General features: G+C 61.3%; 27 protein-coding genes. 15 read left to right on the top strand and 12 right to left on the bottom strand.

All coding sequences use genetic code 11. From position 1 onward, the window contains the following. Positions 1-34: 34 nt before the first annotated feature. From purL to AC2YI2_RS10455, 7 genes are all read left to right on the top strand, one after another. Positions 35-2,266 (top strand): phosphoribosylformylglycinamidine synthase subunit PurL, encoded by a 2,232-nt coding sequence (gene purL / locus AC2YI2_RS10485; RefSeq protein WP_487386420.1) that lies wholly within the window; start codon positions 35-37, stop codon positions 2,264-2,266. 12 nt (positions 2,267-2,278) lie between these two features. Continuing rightward, a complete protein-coding gene (locus AC2YI2_RS10480; RefSeq protein ID WP_487386419.1) occupies positions 2,279-2,512 on the top strand; it encodes a BolA/IbaG family iron-sulfur metabolism protein in 234 nt (77 codons plus the stop codon). Between the two features lie 19 nt (positions 2,513-2,531). Continuing rightward, on the top strand, positions 2,532-2,831 hold the full coding sequence (locus tag AC2YI2_RS10475; RefSeq protein ID WP_487386418.1) for a hypothetical protein: 300 nt from the start codon (positions 2,532-2,534) through the stop codon (positions 2,829-2,831). A gap of 6 nt (positions 2,832-2,837) precedes the next feature. Beyond that, the gene (locus AC2YI2_RS10470) at positions 2,838-3,389 is read left to right on the top strand and encodes a hypothetical protein (RefSeq protein ID WP_487386417.1); all 552 of its coding nucleotides are present in this window, start codon (positions 2,838-2,840) and stop codon (positions 3,387-3,389) included. A gap of 99 nt (positions 3,390-3,488) precedes the next feature. Beyond that, positions 3,489-3,827, top strand: coding sequence for a Grx4 family monothiol glutaredoxin (gene grxD / locus AC2YI2_RS10465; protein ID WP_487386416.1), 339 nt, complete (start codon positions 3,489-3,491; stop codon positions 3,825-3,827). Between the two features lie 87 nt (positions 3,828-3,914). Further along, positions 3,915-5,195 carry a multidrug effflux MFS transporter gene (locus tag AC2YI2_RS10460; protein ID WP_487386415.1) on the top strand — a complete coding sequence of 427 codons (1,281 nt, stop codon included), beginning with the start codon at positions 3,915-3,917 and terminating at the stop codon, positions 5,193-5,195. Between the two features lie 31 nt (positions 5,196-5,226). Then, positions 5,227-6,528 (top strand): multidrug effflux MFS transporter, encoded by a 1,302-nt coding sequence (locus AC2YI2_RS10455; protein ID WP_487386842.1) that lies wholly within the window; start codon positions 5,227-5,229, stop codon positions 6,526-6,528. Here the strand turns inward: AC2YI2_RS10455 and AC2YI2_RS10450 are convergent. From AC2YI2_RS10450 to rpsD, 6 genes are all read right to left on the bottom strand, one after another. Then, positions 6,525-7,346 carry an inositol monophosphatase family protein gene (locus AC2YI2_RS10450; protein ID WP_487386414.1) on the bottom strand — a complete coding sequence of 274 codons (822 nt, stop codon included), beginning with the start codon at positions 7,344-7,346 and terminating at the stop codon, positions 6,525-6,527. The genes AC2YI2_RS10455 and AC2YI2_RS10450 overlap by 4 nt on opposite strands. Further along, positions 7,343-8,167 carry a tRNA 2-thiocytidine(32) synthetase TtcA gene (ttcA, locus tag AC2YI2_RS10445; RefSeq protein WP_487386841.1) on the bottom strand — a complete coding sequence of 275 codons (825 nt, stop codon included), beginning with the start codon at positions 8,165-8,167 and terminating at the stop codon, positions 7,343-7,345. The genes AC2YI2_RS10450 and ttcA overlap by 4 nt, the downstream gene beginning before the upstream one ends. 122 nt (positions 8,168-8,289) lie before the next feature. Continuing rightward, entirely contained in the window at positions 8,290-8,853 is a 564-nt protein-coding gene (locus AC2YI2_RS10440) for a YceI family protein (RefSeq protein ID WP_487386413.1), read from the bottom strand. A 26-nt stretch (positions 8,854-8,879) separates the two neighbouring features. Then, a complete protein-coding gene (locus AC2YI2_RS10435) occupies positions 8,880-9,437 on the bottom strand; it encodes a cytochrome b (protein ID WP_487386412.1) in 558 nt (185 codons plus the stop codon). Positions 9,438-9,502: 65 nt separating this feature from the next. After that, positions 9,503-9,943 carry a chemotaxis protein CheD gene (locus AC2YI2_RS10430; RefSeq protein ID WP_487386411.1) on the bottom strand — a complete coding sequence of 147 codons (441 nt, stop codon included), beginning with the start codon at positions 9,941-9,943 and terminating at the stop codon, positions 9,503-9,505. A gap of 244 nt (positions 9,944-10,187) precedes the next feature. Further along, positions 10,188-10,805: a 30S ribosomal protein S4 gene (gene rpsD, locus AC2YI2_RS10425; RefSeq protein ID WP_487386410.1), complete on the bottom strand. Its 618-nt coding sequence runs from the start codon at positions 10,803-10,805 to the stop codon at positions 10,188-10,190. Positions 10,806-11,138: 333 nt separating this feature from the next. Here rpsD and AC2YI2_RS10420 point away from each other — a divergent pair, with 333 nt between their 5' ends. Both AC2YI2_RS10420 and AC2YI2_RS10415 read left to right on the top strand, forming a co-directional pair. Next, positions 11,139-11,507 (top strand): MmcQ/YjbR family DNA-binding protein, encoded by a 369-nt coding sequence (locus tag AC2YI2_RS10420; RefSeq protein ID WP_487386409.1) that lies wholly within the window; start codon positions 11,139-11,141, stop codon positions 11,505-11,507. 206 nt (positions 11,508-11,713) lie between these two features. Then, positions 11,714-12,202, top strand: a complete 489-nt coding sequence (locus AC2YI2_RS10415; protein ID WP_487386408.1) for a nuclear transport factor 2 family protein — start codon at positions 11,714-11,716, stop codon at positions 12,200-12,202. Positions 12,203-12,228: 26 nt separating this feature from the next. Here the strand turns inward: AC2YI2_RS10415 and AC2YI2_RS10410 are convergent, their stop codons facing one another. The 4 genes from AC2YI2_RS10410 to AC2YI2_RS10395 form a co-directional block, all read right to left on the bottom strand. Beyond that, positions 12,229-13,737: a helicase HerA domain-containing protein gene (locus AC2YI2_RS10410; protein ID WP_487386407.1), complete on the bottom strand. Its 1,509-nt coding sequence runs from the start codon at positions 13,735-13,737 to the stop codon at positions 12,229-12,231. A gap of 81 nt (positions 13,738-13,818) precedes the next feature. After that, positions 13,819-14,916 carry a ligand-gated ion channel gene (locus AC2YI2_RS10405; protein ID WP_487386406.1) on the bottom strand — a complete coding sequence of 366 codons (1,098 nt, stop codon included), beginning with the start codon at positions 14,914-14,916 and terminating at the stop codon, positions 13,819-13,821. Further along, positions 14,913-16,043: a cache domain-containing protein gene (locus AC2YI2_RS10400; RefSeq protein WP_487386405.1), complete on the bottom strand. Its 1,131-nt coding sequence runs from the start codon at positions 16,041-16,043 to the stop codon at positions 14,913-14,915. The genes AC2YI2_RS10405 and AC2YI2_RS10400 overlap by 4 nt, the downstream gene beginning before the upstream one ends. Positions 16,044-16,172: 129 nt before the next feature. Further along, positions 16,173-17,843, bottom strand: coding sequence for a saccharopine dehydrogenase family protein (locus tag AC2YI2_RS10395; protein ID WP_487386840.1), 1,671 nt, complete (start codon positions 17,841-17,843; stop codon positions 16,173-16,175). Positions 17,844-18,041: 198 nt separating this feature from the next. Between AC2YI2_RS10395 and AC2YI2_RS10390 the strand changes: the two genes are divergently transcribed. Next, positions 18,042-18,995 (top strand): flagellin N-terminal helical domain-containing protein, encoded by a 954-nt coding sequence (locus AC2YI2_RS10390; protein ID WP_487386404.1) that lies wholly within the window; start codon positions 18,042-18,044, stop codon positions 18,993-18,995. 87 nt (positions 18,996-19,082) lie between these two features. Here AC2YI2_RS10390 and AC2YI2_RS10385 read toward each other — a convergent pair whose 3' ends face one another. Together AC2YI2_RS10385 and AC2YI2_RS10380 are read right to left on the bottom strand one after the other, a co-directional pair. Next, positions 19,083-20,297, bottom strand: coding sequence for an NADP-dependent isocitrate dehydrogenase (locus tag AC2YI2_RS10385; protein WP_487386403.1), 1,215 nt, complete (start codon positions 20,295-20,297; stop codon positions 19,083-19,085). Between the two features lie 131 nt (positions 20,298-20,428). Continuing rightward, positions 20,429-20,812 carry a hypothetical protein gene (locus AC2YI2_RS10380; protein WP_487386402.1) on the bottom strand — a complete coding sequence of 128 codons (384 nt, stop codon included), beginning with the start codon at positions 20,810-20,812 and terminating at the stop codon, positions 20,429-20,431. 32 nt (positions 20,813-20,844) lie between these two features. On the opposite strand from AC2YI2_RS10380, the gene AC2YI2_RS10375 reads away from it, so the two are divergent. From AC2YI2_RS10375 to murI, 5 genes are all read left to right on the top strand, one after another. Next, positions 20,845-21,357: a hypothetical protein gene (locus tag AC2YI2_RS10375; RefSeq protein ID WP_487386401.1), complete on the top strand. Its 513-nt coding sequence runs from the start codon at positions 20,845-20,847 to the stop codon at positions 21,355-21,357. A 16-nt stretch (positions 21,358-21,373) separates the two neighbouring features. Next, positions 21,374-21,940 (top strand): hypothetical protein, encoded by a 567-nt coding sequence (locus AC2YI2_RS10370; RefSeq protein WP_487386400.1) that lies wholly within the window; start codon positions 21,374-21,376, stop codon positions 21,938-21,940. Between the two features lie 2 nt (positions 21,941-21,942). Then, positions 21,943-22,470 (top strand): hypothetical protein, encoded by a 528-nt coding sequence (locus AC2YI2_RS10365; protein WP_487386399.1) that lies wholly within the window; start codon positions 21,943-21,945, stop codon positions 22,468-22,470. A 104-nt stretch (positions 22,471-22,574) separates the two neighbouring features. Beyond that, positions 22,575-23,378, top strand: a complete 804-nt coding sequence (locus AC2YI2_RS10360; RefSeq protein ID WP_487386398.1) for an RNA methyltransferase — start codon at positions 22,575-22,577, stop codon at positions 23,376-23,378. Further along, a complete protein-coding gene (gene murI, locus AC2YI2_RS10355; protein ID WP_487386397.1) occupies positions 23,371-24,165 on the top strand; it encodes a glutamate racemase in 795 nt (264 codons plus the stop codon). The genes AC2YI2_RS10360 and murI overlap by 8 nt, the downstream gene beginning before the upstream one ends. The last annotated feature ends 24 nt before the right edge of the window (positions 24,166-24,189 follow it).

Below are 24,189 nucleotides of genomic sequence, written 5' to 3'. Positions count from 1 at the left end.
CGCGAAGTCCTCCTGCCCACCTTTCGAGAGCCCGATGACCGTTTCCAACGACCGCCCGATCACGCCAGACCTCATCGCCAGTCATGGCCTGAAGCCGGATGAGTATGAGCGCATCCTGTCGCTTATCGGACGTGAGCCGACCTTTACCGAGCTCGGCATTTTTTCGGCGATGTGGAACGAGCATTGCTCCTACAAATCCTCAAAGAAGTGGCTCAAGACGCTGCCGACCAAGGGTCCGCGCGTCATCCAGGGCCCGGGTGAAAATGCCGGCGTGGTCGATATCGATGACGGCGATTGCGTGGTCTTCAAGATGGAGAGCCACAACCATCCATCCTATATCGAGCCCTACCAGGGCGCAGCGACCGGCGTCGGCGGCATCCTGCGCGACGTCTTCACCATGGGCGCGCGGCCCATCGCCGCGATGAACGCGCTGCGCTTCGGAGCGCCGGATCATCCCAAGACCAAGCATCTCGTGGCCGGCGTCGTCGCCGGCGTCGGCGGCTATGGCAATTCCTTCGGCGTGCCGACTGTCGGCGGCGAAGTCGAGTTCGACGCCCGCTACAATGGCAACATCCTGGTCAATGCCTTCGCTGCGGGTCTTGCGAAGTCCAACGCGATCTTTCTCTCCGAAGCCAAGGGCGTCGGCCTGCCGGTCGTCTATCTCGGCGCCAAGACCGGCCGTGACGGCGTCGGCGGCGCGACCATGGCGTCGGCGGAGTTCGATGAGTCGATCGAGGAGAAACGCCCGACCGTCCAGGTCGGCGACCCCTTCACCGAGAAGTGCCTGCTGGAAGCCTGCCTCGAACTGATGAAGACCGGCGCGGTCATCGCCATCCAGGACATGGGTGCGGCGGGTCTCACCTGCTCGGCGGTCGAAATGGGCGCCAAGGGTGACCTCGGCATCGAATTGCAGCTCGATCAGGTGCCGGTGCGCGAAGAGAAGATGACGGCCTATGAGATGATGTTGTCGGAGAGCCAGGAGCGCATGCTCATGGTGCTCGAGCCCTCGAAGGAAGAGGTCGCCAAGGCGATCTTCGTCAAATGGGGCCTCGATTTCGCGATCGTCGGCAAGACGACCGATGACCTCCGCTTCCGCGTCATCCACCAGGGCACCGAAGTTGCGAACCTGCCGATCAAGGAACTGGGTGACGAGGCGCCGGAATATGACCGTCCTTGGACGCCGGCGGTGAAGCCCGCGCCGCTCGCCGCCAATGACGTACCGCAGGCCGATGTCGCCGACGTGCTGGTCAAGCTGGTCGGCTCAGCCAACAATTCCTCGCGCCGCTGGGTCTACGAGCAGTATGACACGCTGATCCAGGGCAATTCGCTGCAACTGCCGGGCGGCGATGCCGGCGTGGTCCGCGTCGAGGGCCACGAGACCAAGGCGCTGGCTTTCTCCTCCGACGTCACGCCGCGCTATGTCGAGGCCGATCCGTTCGAAGGCGGCAAGCAGGCCGTCGCCGAGTGCTGGCGCAACCTGACCGCCACGGGCGCCCTGCCGCTCGCCGCCACCGACAACCTGAATTTCGGCAATCCGGAAAAGCCCGAGATCATGAGCCAGCTGGTTCATGCCATCAAGGGTATCGGCGAGGCCTGCACCGTGCTCGAATTCCCGATCGTCTCGGGCAATGTCTCGCTTTACAACGAGACGCATGGCAAAGGCATCCTGCCGACCCCGACTATCGGCGGCGTCGGACTGATCAATGACTGGAAGCGCATGGCTCGTATCGGCTTCGCAGATGAGGAGCAGACGATCCTGCTGATCGGTGCGCCGGCCAGCTGGGGCACGCATCTCGCCCAGTCCGTCTATATGCGCGACATCCACGGCCGCACCGACGGCCCGCCGCCTTTTGTCGATCTGCAGCTTGAAAAGAAGGTCGGCGATCTCGTTCGCGAACTGATCCGTGATGGTCTCGCGACCGCGGTGCATGACTGCTCCTCCGGCGGTCTGGCGCTCGCGATCGCCGAAATGGCGATGGCATCGGGCGTCGGCGCCGAAATCAGCGCGCTTGAAGGTGCCGATCCCATTCCGGTCTTCTACGGCGAGGATCAGGCCCGCTACGTCGTCACCATCCGGCGCGACGATCTCGACGAGGTGCAGGAACTGGCGGAGACGCGAGGCATTTTTGCTCCCTTCATCGGCAAGACCGGTGGTGCGACCGTGAAACTTGGAGCCTCCAGGGCCGTTTCAATTGGGGAATTGCAAAAGGCCCATGAATCGTGGTTCCCTGACTTTATGGGTGGTGAACTGCCGCCCACGGAATAAGGAGACTGCACGATGCCGATGAACCCGGGCGATATCGAAGACATGATCAAGGAAGCGATCCCGGGGGCGAAGGTGGTGATCCGTGACCTCGCAGGCGATGGTGATCACTACGCCGCCGAGGTCGTGGCCGAGCAGTTCCGCGGCAAGAGCCGCGTCCAGCAGCACCAAATGGTCTACCAGGCGCTACAGGGCAATATGGGCGGCGTGTTGCATGCGCTGGCGCTACAGACCAGCGCGCCGGAATAAGTCGGTCAGGGGAGGAAGCATGTCGGGCGTAATGGACACCTTGATTTCGGGCATCGTCAAGAGCGCGATGAGCGAGATCCTCAAAAAGACCGGCGTCAAGTCGACGACAACCAAGCGCACCAAGCGCAAGACACGAAGCACTAGCTCGCCGTCAACCACGTCCACTCGCACCAAGAAGCGCAAGGCAGGCCCAGCGTCGGGTTCGACCGGCCGAGGCTCAAGCGCCACGGGCACCGTAAGGACACCCGCCAAGAAGCAGGTGAGCAAGCGCCGGACGAGCACAGCGCGCTCGAAAGCAAAACGCCGCTCTTACTGGTAGTCGCCCATGACCAATTCGATAGCAGTTGTCCTCGCGGGACTGCCGCTGCTTTGCGTGACGCTCTCATCGGCGAGCATGGCCGAGCCGCAATGCTACTCCAACGATCGCTACCATGTCGTCGTCCAGCCCTATCCTGACGATGCGGGCAACCAGTTCGCCGTGACGAAGCTCAAGGGCGCCGCGCCGGCTGGCTGCACCTTCGACGAATCGAAAGCCGATCTCGTGATCGGTAAAGTCGGCGATCCGCTCTGGTACGCTGACCTTTCGGGCGACAGCCTGATCCTCAGCCGCTCGACCGGCCCGCAGGGCGATCTCGTGGTCCATGACCTCAAGACGGGCAAGGCGATCCTTGACGTGCCCGCTGACGAATATGAGCTCAAGGGGAATCGCCTCGCATTCTGGCAGCGCACCGGGCGGGCTACGGCGGAGAGCTGCCCGAGCTTCGCGGAAAATGAGGCAAACGGGTTCGGGTCGGCGACTGCAGCGCTGAAGACGTTTGATCTCGAAAGCAAGGCAGTTACCGAGAGCGGCGAGAGCAAGTGCGTGGCAGTACAGTGAAACCGGCTATTTGCATACTGGAATTCCCCACATTTGCTTGCTATCTAAGGGCAATCGGAACCTGCGGGCCTTGACCCCGTGCGTGAAAGGATTTTTGGAATGAGCGGCATCAACGATTTCATCGACAATGAAGTGAAGAGCAACGACGTCGTGCTCTTCATGAAGGGCACCCCGGATTTCCCGCAGTGTGGTTTCTCCGGCAGGATCGTGCAGATCCTCGACTATGTCGGCGTGGACTACAAGGGCCACAACGTCCTGGCCGATGCCGATCTTCGCCAGGGCATCAAGGACTATTCCAACTGGCCGACCATTCCGCAGCTCTATGTGAAGGGTGAATTCGTCGGCGGTTGCGATATCGTCACCGAGATGTTCCAGGCCGGCGAACTCCAGCAGTTCCTCGCCGACAAGGGTATCAACGCAAAGGGTCAGGCGGCCTGAGCCGCTTCTCGATCGCGTAGTTTCCAAGGGCCGGGCGACCGGCCCTGATTTTTTGAGAATATTTGGCCCGTTCGGGCGGACATTTCCATGGACCAGATCGACGCCAAGGCAAATGAGGCTGCGCTCAAGGCGCGCGCCAATCTCGGGATGAGCGAATTCATCGCGCTCTGCGGCGCGCTCGCCGCCGTCGCCGCCATGTCGATCGACATCATCCTGCCGGCCCTGCCGGCGGTCGGCCGATCCTTCGGCATCACGAACGAGAACGACCGCCAGCTGGTGATCCTCGTCTTCACTGTCACCTTCGGCCTCTGTCAGCTGTTCTATGGGCCGATCAGCGACCGCTTCGGGCGCAAGCCGCTGCTGATCGCCGGGCTGGCCCTCTACATTGTCGGCTCGACGGCGGCGATGTTCGTGTCCAGTTTCAACGGGCTGCTTGCCATGCGTTCGGTTCAGGGCGTCGGTACGGCCGCCCTGCAGGTCGTGGCGCTGGCCATGGTCCGCGATTGCTTCTCCGGCCCGGCCATGGGGCGCGTGCTGACCTTCATCTTCACCACCTTCATGATCGTGCCGATCATCGCGCCGACGATCGGCCAGCAGATTGAATTCCTGGCGACCTGGAAGGGCATCTTCGCTTTCAACGCGATCGCCGCCACTTTCCTGCTCATATGGATGACCGCTCGGCTCAGGGAAACGTTGCATCCGGAAGACCAGCGGTCGCTCGACTTCGGCAGTCTCGCCGGTGCACTCGGGGAAATTGTGACCAATCGGGTGACCGCCGGCTATTCGGTGGCCAGTACACTGACGCTGATCGCACTCTTCAGCTACATCGTCTGCGTCCAGCAGGTCTATGGCGAGCTCTACGGGCTCGGTACCCTGTTCCCCTATGCCTTCGGCGCCTCGTCGATCGGCATTGCGGTCGCGGCCCTTTTCAGCGCGCGACTGGTGCGGCGGATCGGCATGCGGCCGGTCGCGCATGGCGCGCTCTCGATCTTCACCGTCTCCGGCCTTGTTCTGTTCCTGCTGGCACTCGGCGGCAATCCGCCCTTCTGGGTCACTTTCGGCTTGCTGTCGATCTGCATGATGTCCTTCGGCGTACTTCAGGGCAATATCAGCGCGATTGCGCTCGAGCCCATGGGACACATAGCCGGCACCGCCTCCTCGCTCGTCGGCGTCGTTACGATGACAGTCGCCAACCTCCTCGCCGGTGTCGTCGGCCAAGCCTATGACGGAACGGTCATCCCGCTCGCCTTCGCATTCGGCTTCGGCGGCCTTGCGGCGGGTGCAGCGGTGTTCTGGACCGAGCGTGGCCGTGTCTTCCGCAACACGAGCCCCGCGACCCGTCATTCCTCGACGTCGACATTTCACTAATCTTGACTGGACACGCGTCCAATCTTGATTCATAGACCAGCTACCTTTTTCAGCGGCCTGCTGCGATCACGCGCCGGCCGCGTTTCATTCCACGAGTGCTCAGATGCAACCCGCCGAACGTGAGATTTCGAGACCGGAATTCATTGCCCTGATTGCAGCACTGATGGCGCTCAATTCGCTCGCCATCGACGTCATGCTTCCGGCCCTGCCGGCCATGGGCGAAGCGTTGAAGGTCATGCACGAGAATGAGCGGCAATATGTATTGACCGCCTATCTCGTCGGCTTCGGCATCGCGCAGCTTTTCTTCGGTCCGCTTTCCGATCGCTTTGGCCGTCGCCCGCCCCTTATGGTTGGCCTGGCGATCTATATCGCCGCCGCGGCCTTGGCGGTCATAGCGCCAAACTTCTTCACGCTGCTCGTCCTGCGAACGGTCCAGGGCATCGGCGCCGCCGCCACGCGCGTGGTCGGCCAGTCCGCCGTGCGCGATCGCTTCTCCGGTCGCGCCATGGGCGAGGTCATGTCGCTGATCTTCATGGTCTTCATGGTGATCCCTGTCATCGCGCCGGCGATAGGACAGTTGTTGTTGTTCTCCGGACATTGGGAACTGATCTTCCTGTTCATGGCCGGTTTGGCAGCCGTCGTCGCGCTTTGGGCCTATTTGCGGCTCAAGGAGTCGCTTGCCGTCGAAGCACGCCGGCCGTTGCACCCGCATGTGATCGCGCAGGGTTTTGCACTGGTCTTCTCCAACCGCAGCGCCCTCTTCTACGGTATCTCGTCGATCTTCGTGATGGGCGCGCTTTTCGGCTTCATCGGTACCGCGCAGCAGATCTATGTCGACATCTACGGGCTGGGAGCCTGGTTCCCGGTCGCCTTTGCCGCCGTGGCCGGCCTGATGTCGGTGTCGTCTTTCCTCAATTCGCGCATCGTCGGCCGCTTTGGCATGCGCCGGGTCACCCATACGGCTCTGATCTGTTTCGCGCTGATGAGTGGCATCTGGCTGATCTTGGCGATGAACGACATGTTGCCTTTCACGGCCTTCATGATCGTGTTCGCGTTGACGATGTTTTCCTTCGGCATGGTGGGATCGAACTCGCAGGCGCTCGCGATGGAACCACTCGGCGCGGTTGCCGGTACGGCAGCCTCGGTTTTTGGTTTCATGCAGACTGCGGGTGGCGCCGCCATCGGCGCGTGGATCGGCGCGCATTATGACGGTACCGTCGTGCCGACCGCGGCCGGCTATTTCATCCTGGCGCTGGTCAGCATCGGCTGCATCCTGATCGCTGAAAAGGGCAAGCTTTTCGGCGTCGGCGTGCAGTATCAGAAGAGAAGTTAGACCGTGAAGACTTCGCGGCGGAGTTCGTCCCACATGTCCTTGTTGGGCGCCAGGATGAGCCCGCCGTCGGTTTGGCTGGGCAGATAGGCCGAGCCATCGAAGCGCGCCGCATAGGCACCGGCTTCCTGCGAGATCAGCGTGCCCGGCAGGTGGTCCCAGGGCATCAGCTTGTTATACATCAGGAAGTGCACATGGCCGGCCGCGAAGGTCCGGTATTCATGACCGGCGCAGCGATAGTTCATCAGGAACCGGACCTTGGCCATGTTGCCGAGCACGGTCGCACGGTCGCCGCCATAGAGATAGCCGGTCGAGGCCATGCCGAACATCTGGTCGAGCGACGTGGGCGCGATGACAGAGAGGCGGAGGCGCTTTCCATCTGATGTGACCTGCCAGGCGCCGGACCCCTTCTCCGCCAGCACGAAGTCGTCGCCCATCGGATCGTAGATGATGCCGGCGACGGTCTCGCCCTTGGAGACGACCGCAGCCATGACGGCGAAGAGCGGCAGGCCGGATGCGAAGTTGAAGGTGCCGTCGATCGGATCCACGGTCAGTACGAGGTCGGCGCCGGCGATCTTCGGCAGCAGTGCCGGATCGGCGGCCACCGATTCCTCGCCGACGAAAAGTGCGCCCGGCAGGATGCTCTCGAAACGCGCCTTGAGATAGCGTTCGGCTGCTTCGTCACCCTCAGTCACAAGGTCGGATGCCTCGCTCTTGATGCGGATGTCGCCCGCGCCCAGCCGGCGAAAGCGCGGCAGGATTTCGGCACGTGCGGCATCGCGCATCAGCGCGGCGAGCGCCATGATATCGAAACTGGTCATTCGGCGGCTTCCTTGGCAGCTATGGGAGCGAGACCCGCAAAATCGAAAAGCTTCGGGTCGAGGAGATGGGACGGATTGGTGTGGCCGAGCGCGCGCAGCATCGCCTCCTTGCGGCCGGGCATGCGCGTCTCGATGTCAGCCAGCATCGACTTCATCGCATTGCGCTGCAGGCCATCCTGCGAGCCGCAGAGATCGCAGGGGATGATCGGAAACTGCATGGCGGTGGCGAAGCGGGCGAGATCGTCCTCGGCGCAATAGCTGAGCGGGCGGAGCAGCATCAGGTCGCCATCGTCGTTGAGCAGCTTCGGCGGCATGGCCGCGAGGCGTCCGCCGTGGAAGAGGTTCATGAAGAAGGTTTCGAGAATGTCTTCACGGTGGTGGCCGAGCACTACTGCGTCGCAACCCTCCTCACGGGCGATGCGGTAGAGATTGCCGCGCCGAAGCCGCGAGCAGAGCGAACAATAGGTCGCGCCTTCGGGCACCTTCTCCTTCACGATGGAATAGGTGTCGCGATATTCGATCCGGTGGCGGATGCCGAGCGCGGTCAGATAGTCAGGCAGGATGTGCTTGGGGAAATTCGGCTGGCCCTGGTCGAGATTGCAGGCAACGAGCTCGACCGGCAGCAGCCCGCGCCATCTGAGTTCAAGCAGGATCGCGAGGAGGCCGTAGGAATCCTTGCCGCCCGACAGGCAGACCAGCCAGCGCTTCTGGCCATTCAGCATGCTGAAATCCTCGAAAGCCTGCCGGACCTGGCGGATCAGCTTCTTGCGCAGATGGTTGAAGCCGCCGGACTGCGGCGCATGCCGGAAGAGCGACTGCATCGTCGCATCGCCGGCAAAGCCGAGATCTTCGACCTCATGGTCAGAATTGGTGGTCAGCATCGCGCTCGCCGCGTCGTTGGTCTGCCTTGAGGCAATAACGCAATGACGGGACGGGTCAAGCTTCAATCCCGCCGGCCGATCAATTCCATGTCGAGCACGACCATGTTGGAATAGATCGGCGTCCCGACGTCCATGCCGAAAAGCGCGCGTGACATCTTGCCGGTGACGTGGAACTTCAGGCCGCGGGCACTCTTGCCCTCGTAGCGGATGTTGAACTTGGTGTCACGGGTGACGCCCTTGGCGCTCAGGCGGCCGTTGATAACCGCCGTATCGTCACCTGTCCGTTTCACGGAGGTCGAGCGAAAGGTGACTTTTGGATATTGCTCGACATTGAAGACCGAGGCCGACTTGATGAATTCCTCGATGCGGGGATCGACGGCCTCGATGCTTCCGGGCGCGAGTGTGAACTGGACGGTCGAACGCGACGCATCCTCGCCTGCAAGCACGAATTGGCCTGAGAATTTAAGGAAACGACCCTCAAGGGCCTGACCGCCCATCTGGGCCACCGAGAAATGAATGGTCGAGGATGGATCTACCTTGTAGCGGCCCTTGAGCGCGCCGAGAGAATCCGCCTTTGCCGCGAATGGCAAAGACATAAGCAAACATGTCAGGATCGCGAGACGCATCGGGCGCCCTCCTCGAGATGCCGGGCTCAACGGCGCCGCGGCCAGAGCATCCGAACAAGAATGTCATCCTTGTTCCTGAAATGGTGCCGAAGTGCGGCGAGTACATGCACGCCGACCAGGAAGATCGCCGCGTAAGCAAGGAAGGCGTGAAGGCTCGACCAGAGCTGTTCGGCGTGAAGCGAGATACCGAGAGGCAGCGAAGGTATGACGAAAAGGCCGAAGAACCACGTTGCGATCGGCAGCGGCGAGGTCGAGACCACCGCCCAGCCCGTCATTGGTATCAAGACCAGCGCGAGATAGAGAACCAAGTGGCTTCCGCGTGCCAGCGACTTTTCGCTAGGTGGCATGTCGTCAGGCAACTTCGGCCACCGGGATGTCACCGACCAGAGAATGCGGAACGCAGCGAGCCCAAGGATCGTGAAGCCGAAGCTCTTGTGCCATTGGTAGAGATTGTACTGGTCGATCAGGTTGCGGATGCCCTGCATGTACCAGCCAAGCCAGAACTGCCCGAAGAACAGCGCAGCCATGGTCCAGTGAAACAGGATGGAGACGAGGCCCCAGCTATGTTCAGTATTCCGCAACACGCGGCGTTTCTTGCAGGTTCGGAATGCGCTGGCAACTCAATTTCGCATAGCCTGCGCCGGACCAGTCAGTTTCGGCGCGCAAGGGAAAGCAGCGTCTTGCCCGCCGTGATCCGGATCAAGCTCCTGCCGCTCGCCGGATGGAATTTGATGCAGCGCGCGGCCCTGCCCCCGATATCCGTGTCGGCGATGGGGATGTTGTTCTCGCGCAGGAACTGATGCGCCAAGGCGATGTTCATCTGGCCGATATCGGCATCACAGGTCAGCGTTCGGGCGCCGCCATAGAGCTTGGCACGAAGTCGGTGCTGCACGGCACCACCGAGATAAAGCTGCTCCAACAGCTTCGGCAGCGCCTCATCACCGTAGCGCGCATTCTGCCCGTTACCCTTGTTGTGCGGCAGCAGGTAGTGGTTCATCCCGCCAATTCCGGCGACGGGATCATAAATGCATGCCGAGATGCATGATCCCAGTACGGTGTAGAACAGATCGATCTTGTCTTCGGAAACCAAGCAGTCTCCGCCGCAGACCTGTGTCGTTCGTGCGCTTGCGCTGTCCATATGACCCCATTCGACTCCCCCCGATCATATTGACACAACTAAGGATGGCGTTTATTGATCAAAATCAATTTTAACGATATATTGTGTTCATGGTTAAGGCATCCTTGACGAGACGAGATCGTGCCTGCGAACATGATCGCAAACGAAAAAAGCCGCCTCGAAGGGCGGCTTTCTTGACACATCCTCGCTGAAGAAATCAGCGCGAATAGAATTCGATGACCAGATGCGGTTCCATGACGACCGGGTACGGAACATCGGCGAGGGTCGGAACGCGAGCGAAGGTGGCCTTCATCTTGCCGTGGTCGGCATCGATGTAGTCAGGAACATCACGCTCGGCGAGACCGACGGACTCGAGAACGATGACGAGCTGCTTGGACTTTTCCTTGACCTCGACGACGTCGCCGGCCTTGCAGCGGTAGGAACCGATGTTGACGCGGACGCCATTGACCTTGACATGGCCATGGTTGACGAACTGGCGGGCAGCGAAAATGGTCGGAACGAACTTGGCGCGGTAGACGATCGCGTCGAGACGCGACTCGAGCAGGCCGATCAGGTTCTCCGGGGTGTCACCCTTGCGGCGGGCGGCTTCGTCGTAGGTGGCACGGAACTGCTTCTCGGAGATGTCGCCGTAGTAGCCCTTGAGCTTCTGCTTGGCGCGGAGCTGCACGCCGAAGTCGGAGAGCTTGCCCTTGCGGCGCTGGCCGTGCTGGCCGGGGCCGTATTCGCGGCGGTTAACCGGGGACTTAGGACGACCCCAGATGTTCTCGCCCATACGGCGGTCGATTTTGTACTTAGACGATGCGCGCTTGCTCATCGCATTTCCTTTCTTTTGTGGCGTGGCCGAAGCCTTTTCGCCTTGTTATAAGGAAACACGCCCTCCTCTGAAAAAGCCTTTCGGCCTCTCTGACAGGTATCTCACATTTGCGAATGGAGATGCCACGGGACATGCTCTGTTCCTGCAGACTACCTGCCAGCAGAAACGCAACACCGGGCATCGCTGCCCGGAGTTGACGGGCTTCTATGGGCGGAGGGCGGAAAAGTCAACAGCGGGCGCTCAACTTTCCATGTGCTGGCGCCTCCGTCCGCTGTTGAACATCGCGCCGCTTTCATGGACAGTCCCTGCCAGAGCAAATCAGTCGAGGATGACATGGCGCTTTTCGACCGGAAAGACTTCGAACGCTTCGCGGGTTCTCTCGCCGGCGTCACCTTCGTCGACCAGTGGGATTCGCGGGTTGCCAAGGTCGGCGGCAAGGTGTTTACGCTGCTGACCACCGGCATGCATGATGACATTCCCCGCATCGTCTTCAAGGTGCCGGAAGAGTCCTTCGAAATCCTGACATCGATCGAAGGCATCACCCAGGCACCCTATTTCGCCAAGCGTCAGTGGGTCTCCGTGGCCCGACATGCCGATCTGCCGGAGGATGATCTCAAGACCTATGTCACACGATCCCACCGTACGATCGCAAAGGGGCTGACCAGAAAACTCCGCACCGAACTGGGGATTGAGATCGACTGATCCCGTGAACGACCTGCGGCGGGCGAGCCACGAACCACCCGCTGCCGAAGGCAGGTATTTGTTCCATAGTTACTTTCTTGTGCCTGATTTTGTTCACTAATCCGAAACGGACTTGTCACCGGAGAGCTGCAGACAGACGCCTTTCTTTCTGTCATCTGATCCCAGGATTGGTCTTGAGCCAAGTCAAACCCATCGAGGAGACGATCATGAAACCATATCTTGCGACGGCATTCGCCTTTGCTCTGTTCGCACTTGCCCCCGCCATCCCGGCACATGCCGACGGCCTCACGACCGAGCAGGCTGCCGTGCTGGCGCAGCAGGAGCAGGAGGCGAAGAACAAGGAACTGGTGACGACCGCCTATCAGGAGCTGTTCGGCGCCAAGGACCTGTCCGCGCTCGATCGATATTTCAAGGAGGACTATATCCAGCACAATCCGACGGTCCCGACCGGCCGCGAAGCGCTGAGGCAGGCACTCCTGTCCTTCGGGTTCGACAAGGCCCCGAAATCCAAGGTCGAATTCGCCCGCGTGGCTGCGGAGGGTGACCTGGTCTGGCTTCACACCCGCGGGTTCTGGGCCGGTGCCGAGTCTGTCATCGTGGACATTTTCCGTGTGGAAGACGGCAAGATCGCCGAGCATTGGGACGTGATTCAGCCCATTCCGGCAACGAGCGCCAACAAGAACGGCATGTATTGAGCCGAACCAGAGTCGCCGGCACGCCGCTACTCCGCCGCGTCCCGGCTTTCCGTCTCTGCAGCTTCGGGATCGCCCGGCAATGTCTCGCAGCCGAGATCCGGGAATGCGACGATGCGTTTTCCGGCGCGATCCTGGTGCGTGACAACTAGGCCCTGTTCCTCGAAATAGCCGAGCAGGCGGCGCGCACGGCGGACCGAATGTGTCCCATAGCTCCGGGCGATCGCCGCATCGCCGGGGCACGGCCGGCCACTGATCGCGGCATTGGCGAGCATCAGGAATACCGCCTTGAGGTCATCCGCTACGCCATGACTCAGGGTGAGCGCCCTGCCCCATGACTCGCCGGCCATCGTCTCATCATCGGCACCGGAACGGATGACGGCCAGCTTTTTGCGGAACTCGCTCAGCGACAGCGGCGGGCCGACGAGGCGGCGGATGCGGCAGCGGACGAGGAAATCCTGATAGAGTTCGGCATCGGTGCGGAAGGCTGAGGCAGCATCGATCACGTCCGCCAGCGCGGCCGCCGCCTGGCTCTCGCGTTCCTCCGGGGTCATTTCAGGTCGCCTTGCGCGCGGCTCTGTCGCGGCAATAGGCTCTTCTGAGCGGGGTTTGGAAAGCTCGGCGAGGATGTCGGTCGCCGGTCGCGGCGCGGGCGCGATGTAGCGCGGAATGGGGCGAGCGAACTCCGCCGGGTCGGGCGTCAGGATAAAATCGGCGGCGTCTTCCATGGCCTGCGGCAGCGGCATCAGTTTGGGGCTCGACGAGCGGGCGGACGTTTCGACCTTGCCGATCTGCACCTTGACCGGCCGCTTGGTCAGCGCCGGGCCGAGAGCCACGAAGGAGCCACGCGGCAGATCGCGGAACATCTCTGCCTGGCGACGGTCGAGGCCGAGCAGGTCGGCGGCACGCGCCATGTCGATATCGAGGAAGGTGCGGCCCATCAGGAAATTCGACGCTTCCGCCGCCACATTCTTGGCAAGCTTGGCCAGCCGCTGCGTGGCGATGACGCCAGCCAGCCCGCGCTTGCGGCCACGGCACATCAGGTTGGTCATCGATCCGAGCGAGAGCTTGCGAACTTCGTCGGAGACCTCGCCGCTCGCGGCCGGCGCGAACATCTGCGCCTCGTCGACTACCACCAGGACCGGATACCAGAAATCCCGGTCGGCATCAAAAAGGCCATTCAGGAAGATGCCTGCCATTCGCATCTGGTCCTCGACATCGAGGCCTTCGAGCGAGAGCACGCAGGAGACGCGGTGCTGGCGCACCCGCGCGGCAATGCCGAGGAGCTCGCCCTCGCTACGCTCGCCCTCGACGACGACATGGCCGTAGCGGTCGGCGAGCGTAACGAAATCGCCCTCGGGATCGATGATGACCTGCTGCACCCAGCCGGCGGATTGTTCGAGAAGGCGGCGGAGAAGATGCGACTTGCCGGAGCCGGAATTGCCCTGCACCAGAAGGCGCGTTGCCAGCAGTTCCTCAAGGTCAAGCGTCGAGCGGTCGCCCGTGGCGCCCGTTCCCATGTCGATGGCTGCAGTCATTCCATTCCTCGTTGCCGCGCGATCTATCTAGCAGGATTCGGCGGCACCGCGCGTGGGAATTGTTCGAACTCACAGATTAGGTCAGACATAGGCGGCGAGCAGGAAGGCAGCGGCGAGGACCATGACGACGACCGGAATCAGCCACATCAACACATAGTAGGTCTGCTCCTGGACCCACGGTCCGAACCAGATGGCGACCAAGCTGAAGCGTGCAAAGGCGATATTGATCAAGAGTGCAATGGCGAGGGCCATGTAATTTAACGCAAACAAGCGGTTGACCGTATTGTCGCCATCCGCAAGCACGACGTAGGTACTATAGACCGTGAAGTTCAATGCGATGACCGCAAACAGGCCGCCGATGATGATGTTGATCATTTCATGCGTGTCCACGATGAATATGCCGTCCTCGATTCGGTTGAGCCACATGGCGAGCAATGGAATCAGAAGCGAAGCCAGCAGTGGAATGAAAATGGATGCCACAAGAAGACCGGGCTGACGTGTGACTTCGAGCGAGGCGACGACGCGCGCCTGTGGAACATTGTACCAGCCGAGCGCCGGCGACGTTCTCAAGTCGACAAGACCAACCGACCAGCCGGGAATTTTCGCATCGCGCGAGGCCCGGCTGAAGTCGAGTTCGGCCTGGCCGAAGCGCAGTGTGACAAGGTTGAGCGGCAGACCGTCGACCTTGGCCTCGATCACGAGATGCTGGCGATCAAAGGGAAACTTGCCGACATCGACGTCGCTGTTGAAATCCGCCGTGATGCGGTGAATAAGTTCGACCGCGCCCGTCGAATAGATGCGCAGCCCGTAGGATGAATCGGACGCAGCCCCCTGTTGGTTGGCGATGACGACAGGGGCGATCCAGATCTCGCGCATCTTCTTTTCAGCCGCCTTGTCGGTGAATGTCTGAGGCGGCGTGCTGGAACTGGGCTTCTCATCGCGCAGCCGACTGTCGGTCCAGCGCAGCCTGAGGTCGACCGTGGCGCGGAATGTGCCGGCATTCTCGTCGAAGCCGAGCAGGTCGACGAAGGCGACCCCTAACTCGACATTGAGGGGCAGGCCGGCATCCTTGGGTAGCGAGGTCTTGTCCTCAACCTCTTGCGCAACAACCGCCACAGTCGACAAGATCAGGCACAGCAGCGCGACGAGCCATGCGATGGGCAGCCGTCGGACGGTCATTTGCCGTTATCCTTGCGGCGCACGCGGATCTTCTCATAGAGGTCGACGAACGGTTCGAGCTCACGCGGGAAGTGATCGGCACCGACGATGTCGTCAAGCGGCGCTCCGGTATGGACCGCGTCGAAACGATCGGTCAGTATCTCGAGTGGCCTGAGCAGGAAGCCGCGAATCACGATGACCACAATGCCGGCCAACAGCAGAAATGCGAGCAGTCCGACGACGGCCTGATAGATCAACGTGACATTGACTGCGGCGCGCGAACTGCTGAAATCGCTTGATATCGCCATCAGGCCCAGCGTTGTGCCACCGGCATTGTTGATCGGAATGAGCACGACACCATGGGCAAGCCCATTGACCTCGCGCAGATAGGTGATCGGCTCATTGACGACGGCAACGTCGTCCGGATTGGCCAGTGCCGACATGAGTTCGGTATTGGTCGTCTCGAAACGGATGTAGCGGCCGACGCGATTCTGTTCGCCTAACCGCTCCTTGTCGACGCCCTTTGCAAATTCGCGAAGCGGCTGCTCGAGCACGAAAAAAGCGAGATCCATGCCATAGACCGACTTGATGTTGCCCAGGATGGGCGCGAGGCTCATGCCGATCTCGAAGCTGCCGACATGCTTGCCGGCCGGATCGGTCATAACGGCGATGCCGAAGATCGCCGGGCCATTGCGGGCGATAGCGATACCCTTCAATGGTTGTTTGTCACGGTTGGCGGCCACGATCATGGGCCGCGTTTCGGTAAGATCGTCGTCGAAGGACTTGGGGTCGTGCAGTCGGAGGAAGGACTTGGCCGGCATTGTATGGAATTGCGCCTGGTCGACTCCGTGGCGTGCCTTCTGGTCGGCAAAGGCCTTCTTCAGCTCAGCCAGCAGGCCCTCCCGGTCGCCTGCAGCGAAGAGGCGCTGCACGGCCGGCATGTCGGCAATCAGCTCGGCCCGGCCGAGCGCCCGGTTTTCAGCATCGCGCAGCGCGGTTTCGGCGATCGCCTGCATGGTCTTGAAGCGATCCGCCTCGACCGAGTCGGTCATGTCGGCGAAAAGCCGGCTTGTGAGAAACGTCGCGGCCGCGATCACCACGGCAATCGCAACCACGATCGTGACCGGCGCGTTGCGTCGGAATGTCATTTGATGCCCCTTGCGTCCCGAGCGTCATGGCACGCGGCCAAGCGAAACCGCCCCGGAAGCATAGTAGCAGAGGCACTCGAACTGTCGAAGGCATGGCTTGGCTAATGATGGGCTTCGTCCCAGAAAAAGTCAGCCCGGGGCGACCGGCGTCAGCCAGCCCTGATAACGCACGATCAGCCCGAACCAGGGATGGGCGATCTCGACATGAAAGCGGAACCGGCCGGCCTGGACGAATTCGAAGGTGCGGCCGCCCGGCGCCATGGACATCGGCATCGGGATGCCGAGGAAGGTCCAGCGGCGAACAATGTATTCGAGCTGTCTCCCATCAGTAACCAACGCCAAACCAACGGACACCGGGCCGAAACGCTCGTCGATGAGACAGGTACTCCGACCCGCCCCCTCGGTCTGGAAGCTGCGGAAGGTCCGGCCCGCGAAAGTGCGCTGCCAGAGTTCGCCGTCCTGCCTGCGTTCCAGCAAGACCGAGACGGGAATATCCGATCCCGCGCCAGGAAATCGGTAAAGTGCGCCGAGGAGCCTTGCGAAGACCCCATGGCCACGATCGACCACCGCACGCCCTTCGAAGCGCCGCAACGTCTCCACCTGGTGAAGGTCCTGGATCGCGTCAGGGAGCTGGTCCCAGGCGCTGTCCAGGACGCGTCGATATAGCGGAAGAGAGCGGTCCTGATCCCGTCTCTCACCGGTGACAATGCCTTTTGCCGCAAACCCGCGCGCGAAATCATCGAGGGTCAGCTCACCTGCCGCATGGCGCGCGCCCGGCGCAGGCGGTTGCCCGACAAGACAACGGCGGATGATCGCATCGATCGGCATGGCCGGCACCGAGGGTCCGGTATCGCCTTCCGCCAGCAGGTGCCAGGATTTGGAGACCGCGCGACCTCCCTCGTCCCGGCCAGTGACCCTGACAAACATGCCACCACGGCGCTCGCCCCAGGTCAGGTGATTGGCGACACGGTGGAACAGGCCGGCAAATCTACCGATCGGTGGCGTCAGTCGGAATCGTCGCAGACATGCGAGCAGCACCAGTAGGCGCAAATAGATCACCGGCGCTGTGCCCGCACCGAACCAGGTCGACCGGAGGCCGGGCAAGACCCCCTGCATCACCGTAAGGTCGGGCACGTCGACCAGTGCGAAGGAGCGCGGCTTGAGCGGCAGGCTTCCCGGCGGGCAGATCGTCATCCGCCGTGTTTCCGTAAGTCCGGTTGCGGTCGAAAGCTGTCCGTTCCTCAACAACCGCAGTGGCTCACCTGCATAGCTGGTGATCGCCTCGATCACGTTGCGTCCGATTCCGGCAAATGGCGACGGCGCGATGCCGCTCTCCACGGTCTCGACAGAGGTCATTCCCTCGCCCAGGCGGCGGGCGGCAGCGGCGCTGAGCGCCGGCGCGGAACTGACGGCCGACAGCACGAAGATGCCTCTTGCCCGGGCCGCCGCATCGAACCGAGCAATGCCCGTGGTGAAAGCGCTCGCATCCGAGAAATCCAGATAGTTGACGCAGTGCCGAAGACAGGCTTCCACGATGCGATAGGGCTCGGCGTCATAGACCTGAAACGGTCCTGTCGCATCGACGAAAATGTTCGGCCGGAGTGCGGCGAGCGCAACATCGATATCCCCGTTGCGATCGAGTTCAACCGCTTCGACGATCGCCCGGGGCGAGAGTTCGGCGCGCAGCGCATCGGCCTTCATGAGTGAGCGACCGGCGATCACGATCGTCAGGTCGGGTTCGTCCGACAACAATTCGACCAGCCGCCGGCCGAATGTGCCATATCCGCCGAGAACCACCACCTTCAGCAATGGCCAGCCCTGCTCGGCAAAATTCCTAACGCGCCGATCGACATTTTTGCTCCCGCTTTACCTGACGTTAAATACGCCTCTGCAATCTACCTTAACCATACCGAGTTTCCCGTCGTCGTTGCATGATGCTCGACGCCGGGGGTAGTCAGGCAAGTTAGTAACGTCCACGTATTGAGTTCGGAAGTAGCCGTGACAAGTATTCTCACCAACACCGGTGCGGTGTCGGCTGTCGACCATTTGCGCACGATATCCATGGCGCGGACCGACAAGCAGCAGGAAGTCGCCACTGGCCTTCGCGTCAAGGAAGCGAAGGACAACAGCGCTTATTGGTCGATCGCGACGATCATGAAGTCGGACACGCGCGCGCTTTCGGCTGCGCGCGATGGCCTGGATTTCGGCGCCGCATCGGCCGATACGGCAACGGTTGGCATGCAGAACGCCATCGATATTGTCGATGAGATCAAGAAGAAGCTGCTCAACTCGCTGGAGCGCGGCGTCAGCCACAAGAAGGTCAATGACGAACTGACCGAGCTCAAGCAGGAGCTCCGTACGCTGGCCGAGAGCTCCTCGTTTAATGGAGTCAACTGGCTCATCCGGAAGTCTGCAGCCGACGATGCCGGTCCTGAAGTGGTGAGCGGCTTTGGCCGGTCGGCGGATGGAACCGTCGCCGTGCAGACGCTGGTCTTCGAGCGGCAGACGGATTACGGCACCAACCACCTGATCGACGAGGATTCGAATACCGGCATCCTGACAAATGCAGGCTTTGCGACCGATATCGGAGCAGCGACGGACTGGGTGCTGCTGAGCGGCAAGAACCAGCAGCTTCATACCGAGATCGCGCTCGACGCCAACACGACGCAGACCCAGATCGAGGAGATGCTCAAGGTTACCAACCAGATGCTGCTGGCCATGACCGACGCATCGGCGGATCTCGGCTCGCTCGGCGCCCGCATCGGCATGCAGAAGGACTTTGCCTACGATCTTGGCGCCAGCAATACCAAGGGCGTCGGCCGGCTGGTCGATGCCGATCTCGACGCAGCCTCGGCGAAACTCAGGGCGATCGACGCCCAGCAGAGCCTCACCACGACAGCGCTCTCGATCGCCAACCAGGCGCCAATGAGCCTGATGGGGTTGCTGCAGTGATCATCTGATCGACCATCTGCCGATAGCGGAGGCATTAGAAACCCGGGCCTTTCGACCCGGGCCTTTGCACCAATTGTAGCGGCAATCTCAGGCCGTCATCGCCTTCTTGAGGTTCTCATCGATCTTGTCGAGGAAGCCTGTCGTCGAGAGCCAGGGCTGGTCCGGGCCGATCAGCAGCGCCAGATCCTTGGTCATGAAGCCGGATTCGACGGTCGAGACGCAGACCTTTTCGAGCGTGTCGCAGAACTTGGCCAGCTCGGCGTTGTCGTCGAGCTTGGCGCGGTGCGCCAGGCCGCGGGTCCAGGCGAAGATCGAGGCGATCGAGTTGGTCGAGGTTTCCTGGCCCTTCTGGTGCTGGCGGTAGTGACGGGTGACGGTGCCGTGCGCGGCTTCAGCTTCCACCGTCTTGCCATCGGGGGTCAGCAGAACCGAGGTCATCAGGCCGAGCGAACCAAAACCCTGGGCGACCGTGTCGGACTGGACGTCGCCGTCATAGTTCTTGCAGGCCCAGATATAGCCGCCGGACCATTTCAGCGCCGAGGCAACCATGTCGTCGATCAGGCGGTGTTCGTAGGTGATGCCGAGCTTGTCGAAATCAGCCTTGAACTCGCTCTCGTAGATTTCCTGGAAGATGTCCTTGAAGCGGCCGTCATAGACCTTGAGGATGGTGTTCTTGGTCGAGAGATAGACCGGCCAGCCACGCATCTTGCCGTACATCAGCGAGGCGCGGGCGAATTCCTTGATCGATTCGTCGAGGTTGTACATGCCCATGGCAACGCCGGCGCCGGGCGACTTGTAGACTTCCTTCTCGATGACCTGGCCGTCCTCGCCGACGAATTTCATCGTTAGCGTACCCTTGCCCGGGAACTTGAAATCGGTCGCCTTGTACTGGTCGCCGAAGGCATGGCGGCCGACGACGATCGGCTGGGTCCAGCCCGGGACGAGGCGCGGCACGTTCTTGCAGATGATCGGTTCGCGGAAGATCACGCCGCCGAGGATGTTGCGGATCGTGCCGTTCGGGCTCTTCCACATTTCCTTGAGGTTGAATTCCTTCACGCGCGCTTCGTCGGGCGTGATGGTCGCGCATTTGATGCCGACGCCGTATTTCTTGATAGCATTGGCGGCATCGACCGTCACCTTGTCATTGGTGGCGTCGCGGTTCTCGACGGAAAGGTCGTAATAATCGATATCAAGGTCGAGATAGGGATGGATCAGCTTATCCTTGATGAGCTGCCAGATGATGCGCGTCATCTCGTCGCCGTCGAGATCGGCGACAGGGTTTGCGACCTTGATCTTCTGCATGGATTTTCCTCTTTTGCTCGGATGTTGCGGCCGTCTGGGAGCGCCGCTCGAAACACGATGGCTTGCCTATAACATCGGCCAATCAAGACGCAAACGGGATATTGCCTGCCGCCACGGATTTGACCGAATAATCATTCCATGATCGACGTCGAAGTCATACCGAAGCAATCCGCGTGCGGGGGGACAATCATGAGACTGCATTTGGCCATCGGGCTCGCGCTTGCCGCCTCGATACCGGCGCTCGCCACTCCGCAGGATCCGGTGCGCAATGTTCTTGCCGCCGCTTCCCATGACTGGCGGCAAGATACTTCGGAAAACGAGACAAGCCCGCGACCCAGGGCGTCACGCTCGTCGACGTCCATTTCAAGGCCTTTCGTTGCCTGACCAATGGCGAGGGCACGACGCGGATCAGCCATCTCGTCTTCAAGGTGATCGCACAGAATGGCCACGATGTAATTGACGACATCCTGCGCGTCGATGACGGCAAGGAAAGATCGATCCGGCAGGAAATGCACGACGATGCCAAGGCTGTAACGGAGGGAGCGCAATGATACGACGGAGCCTGTTCTGGACATTCGCATTTATGGTCGGCCTGACCGGCGCCAGTCAGGCATGGGCCGCACCGGTCGACCCCGTACGCACCCTGCTGGATCTCGCCTCCCGCACCTTCGAAAACAGCCGGAGCGCCGTTCCTGACTATTTCAGCGCCGAACGGCTGGCGTCCCTCTACAGCAAGGATTTCGTAGCGCGCTATCAGGCGGCGACCAAGATGATGGACGACAGCGAGGACCGCGTGCTCGATGCGGACTTGCTCACCCGCGAATCCGACGACAGTTGCCCCTTCAAGGACGTCAAGATCAGCGTGGGACCAACCGAGGACGGCGTCACTCAGGTCTTCACCTCCTTCCTGCCCTATACCTGCAAGGAGGGAGATCCGATCCAGAGCGAGATCAGAACTGTCACCTTTTTCGTCAGGCATGAGGATGGTCGCGACGTGATCGACGATATTGTCCACACCTTCTCCACCAAATACGCCCTCGACCGCTACGAAGGCCTCTGAAAGGAGTTTTCGGGACATGAAACTGGAACGGCAACTTGCCTTAACGCTCCTCCTGGCCGCCAACCTGCTGATTTCCGCGCCATCCTTCGCCGCCGAGCCCGACGAACCCGTCAAGGCGATCATGGATCTCGCCACCGCGCTCTGGAGCGACAAGCCGCCGGAGGGAAAGGACTACTTCGACAAGGACCATATCGGCCTGTTCTCGAAGGATTTCGTCGCCGCTTATCGCGAGACCGAGAAATATCCGATCTACGAGGAAGGCGGCAGCCCGTTCGGCTATGACGTCATCACCAACAGCCAGGACGGGTGCCCGCTGAAGGACGTGTCGATCGCGCCCGCTGTAGAGGCGGTAGGCATGACCGACGTCAAAGTTACCTTCAAGCTGATGAGCTGTTATGCGGAGGACCCGAACAAGGACGTCTTGTCGGAGGTCCATTTCAAGGTCGTGACCGAGAATGGAAAATCCCTGATCGCCGACATCGACCGCATCATCGACGGCAAGTCTGTATCGCTGATGGCCGAGATGAAGGAGATCGTGAAAGTCGGGCGTGAGACCCCGACCGACCAGCAGGAGCCACAATAGCAATGAAGTTCTTCGCCATCGCCCTGACCGCCGCCCTGCTCCCGTTCGCGGCGCATGCCGAGTCGGCCATCGATCCCGTCAACCGCATCATAAAGGTCGCTGAGGCTCGCTGGGCGACCACGGAAGGGACGACCGTCGACTATTTCGACAATCTCGACCGCGATTTCAGCAAGGATTTTGCTGTCGTCTACCGCGAAGCCTCAAAATATCCCGCCTATGATGGTGGCGACTCGCCTTTCGATTACGACGTGATCACTTCGAGCCAGGACGGTTGCCCGCTGAAGGATGTCAAAGTGTCACCGGAAGGTGAGAAAGACGGCGTAAGCTCTGTTGCCGTCAGTTTCAGGCTGATGGCCTGCGCGCCGGATGCCGAAAGTCAGGCCGTCGTCAGTGAATTGAAGTTCGACGTGGTGACGGAAGACGGCAAGCCGGTGATCTCGGACGTCCACCGCTTCCAGGAAGGCAAGTGGAACACTTTGCTCGGCGAGATGAAGGAAGGCATTGAATACGCCAAAAAGAACCAGCAGTAAGACGTCGAGGCCTTCGGCGCGCTGTTGTCGTCATTCGCGATGACATGCTTTCAAAACGCCTGACTTTATGCCAATGCGTGGCGAAAGACACTCAAAGGCAAAGCATGTCCGGCACCAATTCCGAACTTGAAATGATCACCGGCGGGCCGGTGATCGTGCTCGTCGAACCGCAGCTCGGCGAGAATATCGGCATGGTAGCACGTGCCATGGCGAATTTCGGCCTGTCCGAACTCCGGCTCGTGGCGCCCCGCGACGGCTGGCCGAGCGACAAGGCGCGCGCCGCCGCGAGCAAGGCCGACCATGTGATCGACGGCGCGATTGTGTACGAAACCCTTGAGGAAGCGGTCGCCGACCTCAATTTCCTCTATGCGACCACTGCCCGCGTCCGCGACGGCTTCAAGCCGGTCCGCTCTCCAATTGTGGCGGCGGAAACACTGCGGGCAAAATACGATTCCGGCGAAAAGGTCGGCATCCTTTTCGGCCGCGAGAAATCCGGCCTGTCGAACGAAGATGTCGCGCTCGCCGACGAGGTCGTGACCTTCCCGGTCAATCCGGCCTTCGCCTCGCTTAATATCGCCCAGGCCGTGCTGCTGATGTCGTACGAATGGATGCAGACATCGATGGCCTCGAAGGAGGAAACCCCCTTCCAGGCGGTCGACCAGACACCGGCGACCAAGGACCAATTGTTCGGCCTGTTCGCGCATATCGAGGAGGCACTGGACGCCCGTGGCTTCTTCCGACCGGTCGCGAAAAAGCCGAAAATGATCGACAACCTCCGCGCCGTACTCTCCCGCCGCGCTTTCACCGCGCCCGAGATCAAGGTGATGCGCGGCGTGATCTCCTCGCTCGACCGGTTCAGCCGCAAACATCCGCGCGGCACCGGAAATCCGGAAGATTTCGATGACTGATGCGCCCAAGCCGATTCTCGTGTTCGACAGCGGTATCGGCGGCCTCACGGTGCTGCGCGAACTCAGGGTGCTGATGCCGGAGCGCAACTTCGTCTATGTCGCCGACGACGCCGGCTTTCCCTACGGCAACTGGGCCGAAGCGGAACTTCGGCCGCGCGTCGTAAGTCTCTTCGGCCGGCTGATCGAGGAATACAGGCCCGAAATTTCGGTCATCGCCTGCAACACCGCCTTCACCCTCGTCGGCGCCGATCTCCGTGCTGCCTATAAGGACCACACCTTTGTCGGCACCGTCCCGGCCATCAAGCCGGCTGCCGAGCGCACCCGCTCCGGACTGATATCGGTTCTTGCGACGCCAGGCACGGTGAAGCGCGCCTACACCCGCGACCTCATCCAGTCCTTCGCCAGCCAATGTCATGTCCGTCTTGTCGGCTCGGAAAACCTTGCCCGCATGGCCGAGGCCTATATCCGCGGCGACGCCGTCGCCGATGCCGAAGTCACCGCCGAGATCGGCCAGTGCTTCTACGAGCAGGACGGCCGCAAGACCGACATCGTCGTTCTTGCCTGCACGCATTATCCCTTCATGGGTAATGTCTTCCGCCGCCTCGCCCCATGGCCGGTGGATTGGATCGACCCCGCCGAGGCTATCGCCCGCCAAGCCCGCCGCCTCGTGCCGCGCGACGACGGCCTGCAACCCGAGCACCATGCCGACCGGGCGATCCTGACATCGGGAAAGCCGGATTTCTCGACGCGACGGCTGATGCAGGGGTTTGGGCTGAGCGTGTATTAGAGCGCGGCGCTAACTGCTCTACAC

The organism is Rhizobium sp. SRI_017 (genome assembly GCF_057586295.1).
This window is presented reverse-complemented; position numbering and strand designations above follow the sequence as displayed.